This window comes from Actinopolymorpha sp. B17G11 (genome assembly GCF_040196095.1).
GTDB lineage: Bacteria > Actinomycetota > Actinomycetes > Propionibacteriales > Actinopolymorphaceae > Thermasporomyces.
Map to the genome: position 1 here is coordinate 34329 of NZ_JBEFTW010000027.1, position 13650 is coordinate 47978.

10 protein-coding genes and 4 pseudogenes are annotated in these 13650 nt (G+C 67.7%); 8 read left to right on the forward strand and 6 right to left on the reverse strand.

The features are described from left to right. Positions 1–335: 335 nt before the first annotated feature. Complete coding sequence (msrB, locus tag ABN028_RS24205; protein ID WP_349698206.1) at positions 336–827, forward strand: peptide-methionine (R)-S-oxide reductase MsrB; 492 nt, start codon at positions 336–338, stop codon at positions 825–827. Then, positions 824–1330 (forward strand): peptide-methionine (S)-S-oxide reductase MsrA, encoded by a 507-nt coding sequence (gene msrA / locus ABN028_RS24210; RefSeq protein ID WP_349698207.1) that lies wholly within the window; start codon positions 824–826, stop codon positions 1328–1330. The genes msrB and msrA overlap by 4 nt, the downstream gene beginning before the upstream one ends. Before the next feature lie 593 nt (positions 1331–1923). On the opposite strand, the gene ABN028_RS24215 is transcribed toward msrA, so the two are convergent. After that, entirely contained in the window at positions 1924–2238 is a 315-nt protein-coding gene (locus tag ABN028_RS24215) for a DUF6221 family protein (RefSeq protein WP_349698208.1), read from the reverse strand. Between the two features lie 162 nt (positions 2239–2400). Here ABN028_RS24215 and ABN028_RS35480 point away from each other — a divergent pair. Further along, positions 2401–2688, forward strand: a pseudogene (locus ABN028_RS35480) (FAD-dependent oxidoreductase); the annotation flags it as partial. Between the two features lie 314 nt (positions 2689–3002). Here the strand turns inward: ABN028_RS35480 and ABN028_RS24220 are convergent. The 4 genes from ABN028_RS24220 to ABN028_RS24235 all read right to left on the reverse strand — a co-directional run bounded on the left by ABN028_RS24220 (position 3003) and on the right by ABN028_RS24235 (position 4645). After that, a complete protein-coding gene (locus tag ABN028_RS24220) occupies positions 3003–3158 on the reverse strand; it encodes a hypothetical protein (protein WP_349698209.1) in 156 nt (51 codons plus the stop codon). 235 nt (positions 3159–3393) lie between these two features. After that, entirely contained in the window at positions 3394–3627 is a 234-nt protein-coding gene (locus ABN028_RS24225; RefSeq protein ID WP_349698210.1) for a hypothetical protein, read from the reverse strand. Between the two features lie 13 nt (positions 3628–3640). Then, positions 3641–3859, reverse strand: coding sequence for a hypothetical protein (locus tag ABN028_RS24230; RefSeq protein ID WP_349327343.1), 219 nt, complete (start codon positions 3857–3859; stop codon positions 3641–3643). Between the two features lie 525 nt (positions 3860–4384). Next, positions 4385–4645, reverse strand: a complete 261-nt coding sequence (locus ABN028_RS24235; protein WP_349694674.1) for a metallothionein — start codon at positions 4643–4645, stop codon at positions 4385–4387. An 804-nt stretch (positions 4646–5449) separates the two neighbouring features. Between ABN028_RS24235 and ABN028_RS24240 the strand changes: the two genes are divergently transcribed. Then, a complete protein-coding gene (locus ABN028_RS24240; RefSeq protein WP_349698211.1) occupies positions 5450–7306 on the forward strand; it encodes a hypothetical protein in 1857 nt (618 codons plus the stop codon). A gap of 453 nt (positions 7307–7759) precedes the next feature. Next, the gene (locus ABN028_RS24245; RefSeq protein ID WP_349694671.1) at positions 7760–8005 is read left to right on the forward strand and encodes a sortase family protein; all 246 of its coding nucleotides are present in this window, start codon (positions 7760–7762) and stop codon (positions 8003–8005) included. Positions 8006–8224: 219 nt separating this feature from the next. On the opposite strand, the pseudogene ABN028_RS24250 reads toward ABN028_RS24245, so the two are convergent. After that, positions 8225–8371: pseudogene (locus ABN028_RS24250) on the reverse strand (IS256 family transposase); the annotation flags it as partial. Here ABN028_RS24250 and ABN028_RS24255 point away from each other — a divergent pair. The 3 genes and pseudogenes from ABN028_RS24255 (at position 8352) to ABN028_RS24265 (ending at position 13619) form a co-directional block, all read left to right on the forward strand. Next, positions 8352–9402 (forward strand): annotated as a pseudogene (locus tag ABN028_RS24255) (IS110 family RNA-guided transposase). The pseudogenes ABN028_RS24250 and ABN028_RS24255 overlap by 20 nt on opposite strands. Positions 9403–9699: 297 nt before the next feature. Next, a pseudogene (locus ABN028_RS24260) lies at positions 9700–10478 on the forward strand (IS256 family transposase); the annotation flags it as partial. Between the two features lie 231 nt (positions 10479–10709). Further along, positions 10710–13619: an ATP-binding protein gene (locus tag ABN028_RS24265; RefSeq protein WP_349698213.1), complete on the forward strand. Its 2910-nt coding sequence runs from the start codon at positions 10710–10712 to the stop codon at positions 13617–13619. Positions 13620–13650: the final 31 nt, after the last annotated feature.

The window sequence follows — 13650 nt, forward strand, 5'->3', positions numbered from 1 at the left end:
TGCGGTGCCACTGTCTGCGACATGGTCTCTTGCGACAACCCGGCTCCCGGTATAGCGAAACCCTGGCGTTCCGGCTTTGTCCGTCCAGGTGCCGCTGCGCGACCCGGGCCCGACGTGCCCGCTCTCGATCGTCACCTACGCCGCGACACCCTCGGCCGGGCCCTGCGGCCGCTGCTCGACCTGATCACCGAGACCCGGTCCTCACCAAAGAAGAACGGCCGCGCAAGCGGCCGCCGGGGGAATAGAACCGGTCCGTAGGGTGTCTGTATGTCTGCACGTCCAGGTGCGTTTCACCTGGTCCCAGCTTGGCGCCGTAAGGCCGGGAAGGGAGAGCTGTGCCCCAGCAGACCCAGTTCCACAAGAACCCGGAAGCCGTTTCGCGGCTCGATCCGGAGCAGTACCGCGTGACCCAGAAGGACGGCACCGAACGCCCGTTCGCCAACGCCTACTGGGACAACCATGAGCCCGGCATCTACGTCGACGTCGTGTCCGGCGAGCCGCTGTTCGCATCGGTCGACAAGTACGACAGCCGCTCCGGCTGGCCGAGCTTCACAAAGCCGATCGCCGAGACGAACGTCGTCGAGCGCGAAGACGTCGGCCACGGGATGATCCGGACGGAAGTCCGGTCGCTGCACGGGGACAGCCACCTCGGCCACGTCTTCGACGACGGTCCCCTCGACAAGGGTGGACTGCGCTACTGCGTTAACTCCGCGTCGTTGCGGTTCATCCACCTCGACGACCTGGAGAACGCAGGGTACGCCGAATACCGCACCCTGTTCACGAGTGATGCCAACACTGACACGACGAAGAGTAAGGAGCCGACGTGACCACCGAGAAGGCGATCCTCGCCGGCGGCTGCTTCTGGGGGATGGAGGAGCTTTTCCGCCACCAGCCCGGCGTCGTGTCCACGCGCGTCGGCTACAGCGGCGGCGACGTCCCGAACGCCACCTACCGCAACCACGGCACCCACGCGGAGTCCATCGAAGTCGTCTACGACCCCGAGAAAACCGACTTCCGCGCGCTGCTCGAGTTCTTCTTCCAGGTGCACGACCCCTCGACGAAGAACCGGCAGGGCAACGACATCGGCACCAGCTACAGCTCGGCGATCTTCTACGCCAGCGACGAGCAGAAGCGGGTCGCCGAGGACACGATCGCCGACGTCGACGCCTCGGGCCTGTGGCCAGGCAAGGTTGTCACCGAGGTCACCCCGGCCGGCGACTTCTGGGAGGCCGAGCCCGAGCACCAGGACTACCTGCAGAAGTACCCCCACGGCTACACCTGCCACTTCCCCCGCCCCGGGTGGAAGCTCCCGAAGCGGGCGACAGCCTGACACCTCCGGCGCGTATCCGGGAAAAGCGTGGGCGAGGAGAGCCCCATGCGTGACTTCCCCAGGCGATGATCCGGGATCGGCCACGTCGAGCCCGTCCCGCGGCGGCTCCGGGCGATGGCCGGAGGCGGTGGAATGACCCACGCCATGCCCTCCGTAATTCTCCAGCCCTCAAGTGAGCGCGGCCCGCAGCGCTGCATCTGGCGTGGACCCGCCGCGCGACGCTCTTTCCCTGGTAGGCCAGACGGCGTGGGCTTCACGGGACGGCGCGGCACGATGAAGGCGGCGGCTTCGGCAGCGTCGCGGGCGTGTCCGGCAGGACGTGGGCGTAGGTGTCGGCGGTGACCGTTCTCGTGGAGTGGCCGAGCAGTTCCTGAACGAGTGTTCAAGTCCGCTCCGGCGGCCTGCGCCTGGATACGGTAAAGCAGTGAAGAGGAGTCTGGTTTCGCATCAGCCACCCCGTAGCGAGGGCTGGGCCGCCAACCGGGCTCAACTCACGGTCCGATTCGCTGACCTAGCGACCGGGATCACGACAACTTCGAGTTTCGTATCCATCGGAAGCGCTTTCCCTTTCTCATCCCCGAGGGCGGGCCGTCTCATTCGGTTGGAAAGCGCTGGCGGCAAGGCTCGTCAAGGTGAGCAGCTGAGATCGCTATGGGGCGCCAGTCCTCATCGTAGTCAGGGTGATCGTCGTACAGCTCCGCGACAATTGCCACAACCAGGGCGTATGCACACCTTGCCTCCTGCCTGTTCACAGACGTTCGGTACAGGGTGACCAACTGGCGCCGGGCGTGGCATGTGCCGAGAGCCCGATCGAGATCGAGCTGGCTCAGACCCTTGTTGTAGTCGACCACAGCCCGCCGCTCGTGGTCAGCTACCCGCTTCAGCAGAAAGCCGTCGATGGTCTCCACGGTTCCTGAGCGTACGACTGACCGGGCTGCGCGCTTGGGTTCAAAGGGCCTGAGGCTGCTAGGCATCACGTCCGCCAGTGCCCGGCCCTCGATGTCCGGCGACCGCCGAGGGCCCGGTCACACAGTGCCTTCCCAGAATCGTGGCTCCCGGGGTGCGACCGGCTGCTGCCGGAGCTCCACCCACGGCCTTCTCCGGCGGCCGACCGGGTGCTTCGCCGTCGCGGCGTCGAGATCCGCACCAACACCTCCGTCCGCGAGGCCCCAGACGCGAGCGTCAGGCTGTCCGACGGAGAATTCGTACCCACGCGATCATTGGTGTGGTTAGTAGGCGTCCGCCCGGGCCTCCTCATCGAACGACTCGGCCTGGCCATGAACAAAGGGGGGCTCATCGTTGACGAGTACCTCTCACTGCCTGACCACCACGGCGTCTTCGCCTGCGGAGACGCCGCAGCCTCCCCGGCCTCACCGAACAGATCCTCCGCCGCGGCGTCCACAAAAGCCTTTCAGCCCTGGAGAAAGAGGTGCGTGAGTGGATCAAAGTCTGGAACGAGGACCCCAAGCCGGCGTTCCACCTGGTTGATCCACGACGATCCGGTGGGGGATGGCCGGGGTCTTAGGTTATCTAATTGTTGTTTGTTCGAATCCCGTGATCGCGGTAGCCGGCCTCTGCGAGCACGTCGCCAGCACGGCGCCGTAGGAGCTGGTTCCCTCGCCAGCGGCCCAGGACGCCGTCGAGGTCACCGCCAGTGCGGCGTCCGATCCAGTCACGCGCGCCGCAGGCCGGCTGCGGTCGTCGGGAAGGTGGCCTGGTCGATCATGGCGCCGTTCGGGGCGGCGACGATGGCGTAGCTGTGGGTCGCGGCATGGGTGTCGACCACGACCACGTTCCGGTAGGAGTCAGCCACGGTCGTTCGGCCCACGGTGAGAAGTCACCACGAGGCACGCCTGTAACGAGCCACGCCGCGGGACGGCAATCCCGCGGCGGACATGCTTCTGATTAAGCCTGGATGCACCCCGGCAACCGTAGTGCATCCGGGTTAAAACACCCGAAGAGATCCAGGACAGCGTAGGGACGTAGCGCGCCAGCGAGGTGACCGAACCAGTGGCCGGCGTATTGGGCCGGGCCGGAGTAAGACCCGGAGGCAGACTTCCTTCTTACGGCCGCTGGCAGTCGGGTACGTCGTCGAGCAAGTCCTCCGGCACCGCCCATCCGGCGGCCTGCAACGCCGTCGCGTAGCGGATGCGGGCGACCCTCTCCCTGATCTGGCTGAGCCTGACGGTCCCCTGCAGGTCTACGTTCTGCGGACGTTGGAGCAGCGCGGCGACGGCTTTGCGGACATCAGACTCCGCGTGTTCTCTGGCCACCAGAGCCGCGTGAAGCTCACTCATCTCGAGGCAGTGGTCACTCGGGCGGCCGCACATCATTCGGGTGAGTGTCAATCCGCAGGCGTTGCAGATCAGCGCACGTCGCCTCCCAGGCGTTGCGTTGCGCGATGCCCGCATCAAAGCCCGCCAAGCCAGCAACCAGCATCCCCACCACCCGTCGAGCCGTTTCGACCAGCATCTGCTGCGCATCCGGCTGCAGCGTCGACCCGGACGTCGAAGCTGGCCAATCCTCCACTTCTTACCCCTGTTCCGAGTTGTGCCTGCGACCGTACCGCTGACGGTCCTGTCCCATCCCCACGGGCGCCCCTTTATCGGACCTTCTGTGCCGTGCAGTTCGCGGCCCAGCACCAGGGATCGAGCTGGAGTGGGGCCACGGGAAACGTGCCGGCCCTGGGAGTGCGGACCAAAGACCCATAGCAAGCCCGCCCAACGTCCTTGCCGGAGTCACTGCACGAGAACGCCGTGTGGCGATGACCAGTGATGTAATACGTTAACGGCCGTTTCGTCGAGCTGCAGCAACTCCCACCAGCTTGTCTAGGCATGAATGAAACTTCATGCTGGCGTGCCCGCGCTCGCCGATGCCATGGGTAGAGGCCCGCGACGCGGCTCGCCGCGGGGTTTCGCCTGGGCAACAGCGCGTCAGGCAGGCGGTGCAGGAGGCAGGACACCAAGAAGGGACGGAGCGGCGTCGCCCCGGCGCATCGAGACGGTGATGGGCTTGCTTCAGGCCGGTGGTGTGGTGTCTGGGGTCGAACCCGGATCAGTTGGGTCGGGTCCCGGCAGCGTCTTGGATCTCCGCGGCGTGCGGCAGTCTGGAGGAGCGGGCACAGTGCGCGCCGCAGAAGAAGTGGCCGTCGACCTCGACGCCGTGGCCGACAATCCGGCACCCGCAGTACTCACAGATCGGCGCGAGCAGGTGGATGGCACACTCGAACGAGTCGAAGACGTACCCCTTCCCGACAGCGGTGTGCACCTCGAACGGCACCGCGTAGTCGTTCCCGCACACCTCACACGTCGCCATCAACGGCTCCTACCTCATCTGCCCGAAACCTTCGACTCTCCCGCACCGCGTTCGGCCCGCGAAGGCCGGACCCGTCCGGAGGTGTCCCCATCAACAGCGCGGCCACACCGATGCAGGGACACGAGGGGATCAGCCAGGGCCGTGTCGCAGTCAGATCCCTCGGACAGGCGATGAGGCGGCGCCTCGGGCCGCCGGCGTGCTGAATCCGGACGGAGTACGCGCTCAACTCTTCCCGGCCGGGCGGCCATGTGCTGTTGCAGTACTACAACTCTGCGGCGGGGTCGGTCCGGCTTCGGGTGCAGGGCGCCTGCCGCAGGATTGCGTCGTACCTGCCGACCTTGGGGGCGTTCGAGGTGGTGGCCGCACCGAGTTGCTGGTGGTGGTCTGGCGGCTCGCGGACCACCACTGCCGGGGGTTGGAATCTGTTCGACCTGTCCGACCGGCACCGGGAACGCGGCTGGCTGGTGCTGGCGTACCGCTGCCCGAAGGGCACCATTGTGATGCGAATCGTCGTCCGGAATGGCGTCTCGCTCGACCTGGCGTCGTTTGCTCCTCGACGACATCCGGGAGGCGGTGGGTTACTCGACCGGCTCGAGGTGCCGCTGCCGCGCGCGGATCGCGACACCGTGAGCTTCCTGACCGCGGAACGGCGGCGACCCGGACGGACCACTCGGGACGGACCAGCATACGGACCACCCGGACCGGGTGGTTTCGCTGTGGCGTTCCGCGGGGTTGCTCTCAGGCAGACAGGTAGCGGTCTCGGCCGGGCGGCCTGGCAGCGCCTACGACGAGGAGGTGTGGTCGGTGTTCGGTCCGCTGTCGAGGTTGCTCCCGTCCTTACCGTCGTTGCGCTCCTTCCCGTCGCTACCGCCGCTGCCCGCTCTGCCGGCACGCCGTAATCGGGACAGCCGCCGCTGGTGGGTGCGGCGCGGTCGCGCGCACATCGAAGTGCGCGGCCTGCACCGGATCGACGCCGAGGCTCTCGTCTCGGACCTCGAAACGGCGCTCCGGAAGGTGGCGGGAGTCGACTGGGCCGCCGTCAACGCGGTCCTCGGCCGGGTAGTGGTCGACCTCGCCGGCGGTGACGTACCGATAGAAGCCCTAGTCGCGACCATCGACGCCGTCGAGGACCGGCACCAGATGTCGGACGAGAGGTTCCTGGAGCGGCCCGAGCACCCCGGCGACGTCGAACCCCTGCAGCGTCAGCTGATCATGCTCGGCGCCGACCTGGCCGGTCTCAGCGTGAGCGTGGCAGGCAAGATCGCCCGGTCGGCGCGGCTGCCGCTCGAGATAGCGGCGCTCGTTCCGCTTGTCGAGCACACGCCTCGCCTGCGTAGCCAGGTCGAGTCACTGCTCGGCTGGACCTCTGCCGAAATGAGCCTCGCGCTCGTCAACGCGCTCGCGCAGGGACTTGCGCAGGGCCCGATCGGCCTGATCATCGACGCCGCGCACCGGATGGCACTGGTGGGTGAGGTCCAGGCTCGCCGCCGGGTCTGGAAGGAGCGCGAGGCCGAGCTCTGCTCGGGTCGGCAGCGCTGCGCGCCGATCCATCTGCCACCGCGCCCGGCGTCGTTGCCGCGCGGACCGGTGGAACGGTACGGCGACCATGCAGGCCTGGTCGGTCTGGCTGCCGGCGGTACGGCATTCGCCGCGACCGGCGACCTACGCCAGACGGCCGCATTCCTGGCCGCCAGCGCGCCCAAAGCGGCCCGGTTGACCCGCGAATGCTTCGCGGCCGAACTCACCCGCGTCCTCGGTGAGCGCAGGGTTCTCGTCGTCGACGGCGACGCGCTGCGCAGGCTCGACCGGATCGACACCGTGGTGATCGACGCTCGAGTCCTCCACACCGCCCAGTTCGTCGCGGGGCCGCTCGTCGCCCTGGACGGCGCGACCGAAACCGAAGGCCGGCTACGTCAAAGGGTCGGCGTCCTACTCGAACCGGACGCACCACGGGTGCTACGGCGCAGTCGGGTCTGGGCACTCGGCCCGCTCGCCGCGGTCGCACCGGGCGTACCGGCGGCGGCACAGACGGCCGCCCGGCGGGTACGCCGACCCGGTTCGGTCGTGCTCGGGCTCACCCGGCACGGCACCCTGCAGGCGATCCTCGCCGCCGAGCCCGGGGTGTCGCCGCTCGCGGGGGCCCTCCTCTCGGCCGCGCGGGCGGCAGGTGAGCTCCTCATCGCCGGCAACGTCGCCGGGGTGGTCAGGCGACTCTCCTCCGGGCGGATGATCTCGTCCGGAACCCGTCTGCCGGCGGAGATCCGGGAGCTCCAGGCCGAGGGACGCGTCGTGGCGCTGGTCTCGGCCGGACCGGGAGCCGCGCTGGCCGCCGCGGACTGCGGCATCGGCATCCTGGCGGCTGACCGGACGCCTCCGTGGGGTGCGCATGTCCTCTGCGGCCCCGGCCTGGCCGAGGCCTGTTTCCTGCTCGACTCCATCGCCACCGCCGCGACGGTATCCCGGCGCGGTGTCCAGCTCGCCGCTTACGGATCCATGACCGGTGCGCTGCTGGCGCTGGGCGGCCCGCGGGCGAGTGCGACCGAACGGGCCGTGCTCGGTGTCAACGGCGCGGCCGGCGTCGGCCTGGTATCAGGCATCTGGTCCGCCCGCGCACTGGCCCGGCGACCGGCTCCGGTGGTGTCGGACACCGCAGGCTTCTGACGGGGACCCCATAGGGCGCGGACGTTGGTACGGCCGAGGCTCTTGAGGGATTGGGGAACACGTCCACTGACGCTGAGGGCGAGCAGCTCCTCCAAATCGGCCCCACAGTATGAGCCTGGAGAGGCGTAGCGCGAGGTCAGAGCGGGTCGTGCTGTTGGTCTGTAGAACCGTCGGCTCCGCCTATTCGCACGCGATCATTGCGCGTGCGTCCCAGAGGCGGCCAGGACACATCGCACGTCGGTTTCGACGGTCAGTGCACGTCTGAACAACATCAGCAAGGTTGTAACTCTGTCGATATGGCTGCGCGAGCCGATGTCCGTGCTCGCCACCAGATTCGAGGACCTACCCGGACGGGTCGATTCAGACGCCGGCCTACGACTCGAACCAGGCCGGCTGGTACACCGAAGGTCGGCGCCCGGAGGGGCCCAGCGATGATCGCGGACGCCCGTCGACTTGAAGTCCGGGCCAGACGTGTTCTGCTGGCTCCGCGAGTTCCGCGCCGGCGACGCCATCACCGTCACCGACCGGGCCGGCGCCAAGTACCGGTTCACGGTTGTGCGGCTGGAACGGGTCGAACAAGGACGAGCTGCCGTACGACAAGATTCGGAAGGCGACCAACACGTGGGAGCTGCGGCTCGTCACCTGTGCCGGCACTATGACCGGGCGCCGCACCGCCGCATGGTGGTGGTTGTATCTTGATGTCCGTCAGTGGTGGGGCACTCCTGCCTCGGTGACCGCTCGCTGGTGCGGGACCATTGCGCGATGGGGCGGTTGTGGCCGGGGTTCGCGAATCCGATGACCCTGAAGCGGCCATCCACACGCGTCTCCGCCTTGCCGCCGAGGAGATCCAGCGGCGACGAGAGGAGATCGGCTTCTCCTAAGCACCAAACGCCTGTCTCTACGTGACTACACGCCAGCGTACGGGGCGCCGCAGATCGCGTCCGCTTCGGCGCCCATCAGCGCGTCGATGAACGTGCCAAGCAGCTGCCGCAGCAGATCCGGCGACGCGGACGCCAGCTGCTCGTGCAGAAACCGGTCAGGCGTAATACTCGGCTTCGCGGTCATCGCGTTGATCGCCAGGGAGCAGTTCCCTGCCACTTCTGCGGGCATGAACCGAGCGGTTGCTTGGGTCGCGCGCCGCACCGACGGCGACTTGGCTGCCTTGTGGGTCATCGAGGGCGTCACCACCTACGGCGCCCGCCTGGCACGCATCGCGACCCAGTCCGGTTACAAAGGTCGTCGAGGCCGCCCGGATGGACGCCCGTGCACATCGTGGCAGCGGCAAGTCCGACCCGCTCGACGCCCGCAGAATCGCCGCCGCGTGTTGCCCTCGACATCGCCCAACTGCGCCACCCCCGCGCTGACGACGGCGTACGCGCCGCTTTACGCGTCCTTGTCACCGCGCGCGAGCACATGACGGATGACCGCACCGCATGCGTCAACGAGCGGTGGGCGCTCCATTCGGTTGCCGCCGCGTGCGCCGCCTCGCTCACCGCGATGCTGCGTGGGGTCGAGCTCGGGATCGACGCCCGCAAACCGCTGACCAGCAATCAAATCCGTGAGGTCGCCGCCTGGCGGGCCCGCAGTCAGGAGCTCTCCGGTGACATCGCCACAGCGACCGCCCGCGCCGAGGCCGTCCGCCTCGCCAAGCGCATCGAGGCCCTCGACGGCGAGCTAGCTGCGAACCAGGCCCAGATGAAGACGCTGATCGAATCCAGCAAGGCCGCGCCCTTGTTGGAGAAGACCGGCGTCGGACCGCTCACCGCCGCCGCCGCCTACGCCGCGTGGTCGCATCCCGGCCGCGTCCGGAACGAGGCTGCATTTGCCTGCTTGGCTGGCGTAGCCCCATCCCAGCCTCCTCGGGAAACACCAGCCGTCACCGGCTCAATCGGGGCGGCGACAGACGGCTCAACCGCGCGCTGCACATGGCCACAGTGACGCGCATGGTCCACCATCCTGAGACCCGCGCCTACGTCGAGAAACGACGTGCGGAGGGACGCACCAACAAGGAGATCCGCCGCTGCCTCAAGCGCTACCTCGCCCGCCAGATCTACCGAACCCTCAACGCCCTCCATGCCGAGGAACCTATGTCTTGACAGACATAGAAGAGTCACTCTGCTGGACGCCACTCAGTCTCTCAGTCTCTGTCTAGTCTCTGGACCGACAGGGGGAATGATGGGCGAGGAGAAGGCGGTCGAGAGACGCAGGTTGCTGGCCAACGCGCTGGTCCAACTCCGAGATGTTCGGGCCCGCCTGGAGGCCGCTGAGCGCACCCGGCACGAGCCGATCGCCATCGTCGGTGCCGGACTGCGGATGCCAGGAGACGTCGCCGACCTCGATGCATACTGGCGTCTGCTGTGCGAGGGGACCGACACCGTTGCTCCGCTGTCACCGGCCCGTACACGTTCGTGGCCATGGACGCCCTCGTTTGAAGGTGCGCGAGGGTGGCCGGGTGGTCGGCGTGCACGCCCCGGTCGCCACCGGCGTCAACGCCGACGGACACCGAGAGATCCTCGGCGTTGACGTCACCTCTGCCGAGGACGGTGCAGGCTGGCTGGCGTTCCTGCGTGACCTGACCGCACGCGGGCTGTCCGGGGTCAAGCTCGTCACCAGCGACGCGCACAGCGGACTCGTGGCAGCGATCGGCGCCACCCTGCCTGGTGCGTCCTGGCAACGCTGCCGCACCCACTACGCGGCCAACCTCATGAGCGTCACTCCGAAGAGCAGCTGGCCGTGGGTGCGCACCCTGCTGCACTCGGTCTACGACCAGCCCGACGCCCAAGCCGTCCACGACCAGTTCGACCGCGTGCTCCAGGCACTCGCCGACAAACTCCCCACCGTGGTCGATCACCTCGAGGCCGCCCGCCCGGACGTGCTCGCATTCACCGCATTCCCAAAGGAACTGTGGCGCCGGATCTGGTCCAACAACCCCCAAGAACGGCTCAACCGCGAGATCCGCAGACGCACCGATGTCGTCGGCATCTTCCCCGACCGAGGCCCCCTGATCCGCCTCGTCGGCGCCGTCCTGGCCGAACAACACGACGAATGGATCGAAGGCCGCCGCTACCTCGGCCTCGACCTCCTCGCCAAGGCACGCCTCTCCACCCCCAGCAACAGCGACAGCACCAGCGAGGAGGTGACACACACCGATCCGAAGGCGCTCAGCGCCTAACCACCCAACGGACCACGCGACACGACCACTACACCACGCCGATGGACTTGACCCCTCGACGCTTCCTGACCTGACTCGGACATCCACCCGAACCAGATGGCGGTCAGACACGTTCAGTGTGGACATGACCTCCGACAGACGGACTGGGTTCCGTGCAGGCTGGTCGAGCGCAGGCGCTCGAAAGTTGGCGATGCCGATACGGCGGTCTCGTTTGGGGCAGGCGGCGATGACGTGAACGCCACATCAGGGAAGCGGGTTGTCTCGCCCATTCTGGTCGGCCGCTCTGATGAGCTCGAGCGGCTGGTTGGGGCACTCTCCGACCCGCCCGCGGTTGTCGTCATCGAGGGGGAGGCGGGTATTGGCAAGACTCGCCTGGTGCGCGAGCTATGGGCGCGATCCGAGCGGGGTGGGGGTCAGGTTGTTGTTGGCTGGTGCCAGCATGTCCGCGAGCCGTTCCCGCTCGGACCATTGATCGAGGCGATGCGGAGGTTGGGTAACGAGCTAGGAAAGGTGAGCCACTCGCCCCTGGTCGGTGCGCTACGGCCGCTGTTGCCAGAGCTTGCCGACGCGTTGCCTCCGACGCCGGAGCCGTTGGACGACAGGCTGGCCGCGCGGCACAGGGTGTTTCGAGCGCTCGTCGAGGTACTCGAGTCGCTGGGCGCCGTCGTCCTGGTCCTGGAGGACCTGCACTGGGCGGACGAGCAGACCATCGACTTCCTCAGATACATGTTGTGCGATCCCCCCTCGAAGCTGGGACTCGTGCTGACATTCCGGGCCGAGGAGGTGGACCCGGAGGTACGAGCGTTGACCGCGCGGCTGCCTGAGTCGATCGATCGCACCCACGTGGTCCTAGTACCCCTTGATGCCACCGAGACCGGAACATTGGCGGCAGCGATTCTGGGCACGTCGGGGCTGTCGAAGGAGTTTGCGGACTACCTGCACGACCGCACGTCTGGCCTCCCGTTCGCGATCGAAGAACTGCTGGCGCTTCTGCGGACGCGGGGGAGCCTCGTTCTTCGCCGAGGCGGGTGGGCACGCCGGACCTTGGACATGCTTGACGTCCCAACCCGGATTCGCGACTCCGTTCTGGAACGGGTGAGCCGACTGTCCGACGAGGCGCGAGCGGTGGCCGAGGCGGCCGCGGTGCTGGAGACCCCGGTTCCGGTCTCGGTGCTTCTTGGCGTCGGCGCCGTGCCAGCGCAGCGGCGTGGCCTGGGCGAGGCACTCGCGTCGGGCGTGCTCACCGAGTACGGAGAGGCGGTCGGATTCCGTCATCTGTTGGCCGCGCAGGCGGTGTATGACGACATACCCGTGCCGTACCGGCAAGACCTGCATGCCCGAGCGGCGACCACGCTGGCGGCACTGGAACCGCCGCCTCTGGGGCGGATGGCCCACCATCTGCGTCATGCTGACCGGCTCGACGACTGGGTCAAGGTGGCCGAGCAAGCAGCCGACCAGGCGTCCACGCTTGGCGATGACGACGAGGCGGCTCGCGTGCTCGAAGCTGTTCTCCGCCACGGTCGACTCGACGGCGACCGGCGCGGTCGGCTGGCTGTCAAACTCGCCCGCGTCGCGCTTGAGGTTAGTCGCGGGCCCTATCCGATCGAGCTCCTGTCTGAGGTTCTCGAGCAAGGGCAGCAGTTGCCCCGGTCTGTGCGCGGTGAGCTTCGGCTTAGGCTCGCGCTGCTCATCGCCCGAGCTGGCGGTGACCTCGTGGTACTGCATAGCCTGTTCTCCCAGTCCGTGGACGAATTGGACGACCAGCCGGAGCTCAGGGCGTGGGCGATGGTGTGCCTGGGTATGCCAACAACACCAGCGACTCCGCTTACCGAGCACACGGCCTGGCTGCACCGCTCGTTGGCGGTCATTCCGGCGATCAACGACCGGGCGTTCGAGGTTTTCCTGCTCGGCAAGGTGGCCATGGTGTTTGTGGCGCTTGGGGATCCGGAGTGGCGGCGCATCACCGATCGAATCCTGGAGCGTACCGACCGCACCCCTCGCCAGCAACGCGAGGTGAGTGCCTACTGCTCGATCGGTCTGGAAGCCTGCTACGCCGGCCATCACGACATCGCCGCTGACGTGTTGACCGTTGCGTTGGATGGCGCGACGAGGAGTGAGAGCAGGCGGACGGAGTTGGGTGCAGAGTCAATCGTCGTGCTGCTCGACTATTGCCGGGGCAACTGGGATGGGCTGAGTGCCAAGATCGAGCACCTCATCGACGACCTTGCCGAGATGCCTCGTCACCGTATCTATGTCGAGGTGGTGGCGGGCTGTCTCGCTCTGGCACGCGGTGAGCTCGACAACGCGAAGGCGTTGCTCGTAGGTGCCGTGCAGGGTGTCGATGGGCTCGGCGATTCCGATCTGCTGCCCATGTCGGTAGCCGCGGCAACTCGGGTGATGCTTGCCCGCGGCGAAGTCGGTGCCGCCGTGGCGTGCATGGAGCGTTTCCTTGCTGTGGAGGAGGCCAAGGGGACGTGGGCCGTCACGGCGCGTATCTTGCCTTCGCTGACGCGGACCATGCTTCTGGCCGGACGAAGAACTGAGGCCGCAGTGCAGTTGAGTCGACTTGCCGCCGCGTTTGATGGGTTGGACGCACCGCTTGCGCCGGCGGCGTTGCATCATGCTCGCGGCCTCGTAGCTGCCGACGCGCGGCAGTGGGACGCCGCCGCGCGCCACCTCCTGGTCGCGGGTGACCGGTACGAGCGGCTGTCGTGCCCGTACGAGGCGGGTCAAGCGCGCGAGGAGGGCGCCGCCTGCCTGTTCGCTGCCGGTGCTGCCGGTGCCGACGAGCAGCTCAAGCGGGCGATGGCGGCGTATCTGCAGCTTGGCGCGACCTGGGACTGGGGCCGGGCGGCTGGTGTCGCACGCCAACATGGAGTCGATGTGCCGCGTCCCCGGCACGGTGGACGACGCAGCTACGGTGACCAGCTCTCGCCGCGTGAGCTGGAGGTAGCTGAGCTGGCTGCAGATGGGCACACGAACAGAGAGATCGCCGAACGGCTGTTCCTCGCTCCGCGAACCGTGGACACTCACCTGGGTGCCGTGAGGCGGAAGCTAGGTGTGCGATCGCGCGTAGGCATAGCTCGCCGGCTCGCCGAAGGGTCGGCGGCTGCCCGATCCAAAAATACGCAGTTCACCTGATTGTTGGCTGGACCGCCAGCAACCACGCTTG

What these genes read in the sequence shown, in the direction of transcription:
- ABN028_RS24235 (WP_349694674.1), bottom strand. Translation starts at nt 4,645, where the DNA reads ATGGCGACGTGTGAGGTGTGCGGGAACGACTACGCGGTGCCGTTCGAG.
- ABN028_RS24225 (WP_349698210.1), bottom strand. Translation starts at nt 3,627, where the DNA reads ATGAGTGAGCTTCACGCGGCTCTGGTGGCCAGAGAACACGCGGAGTCT.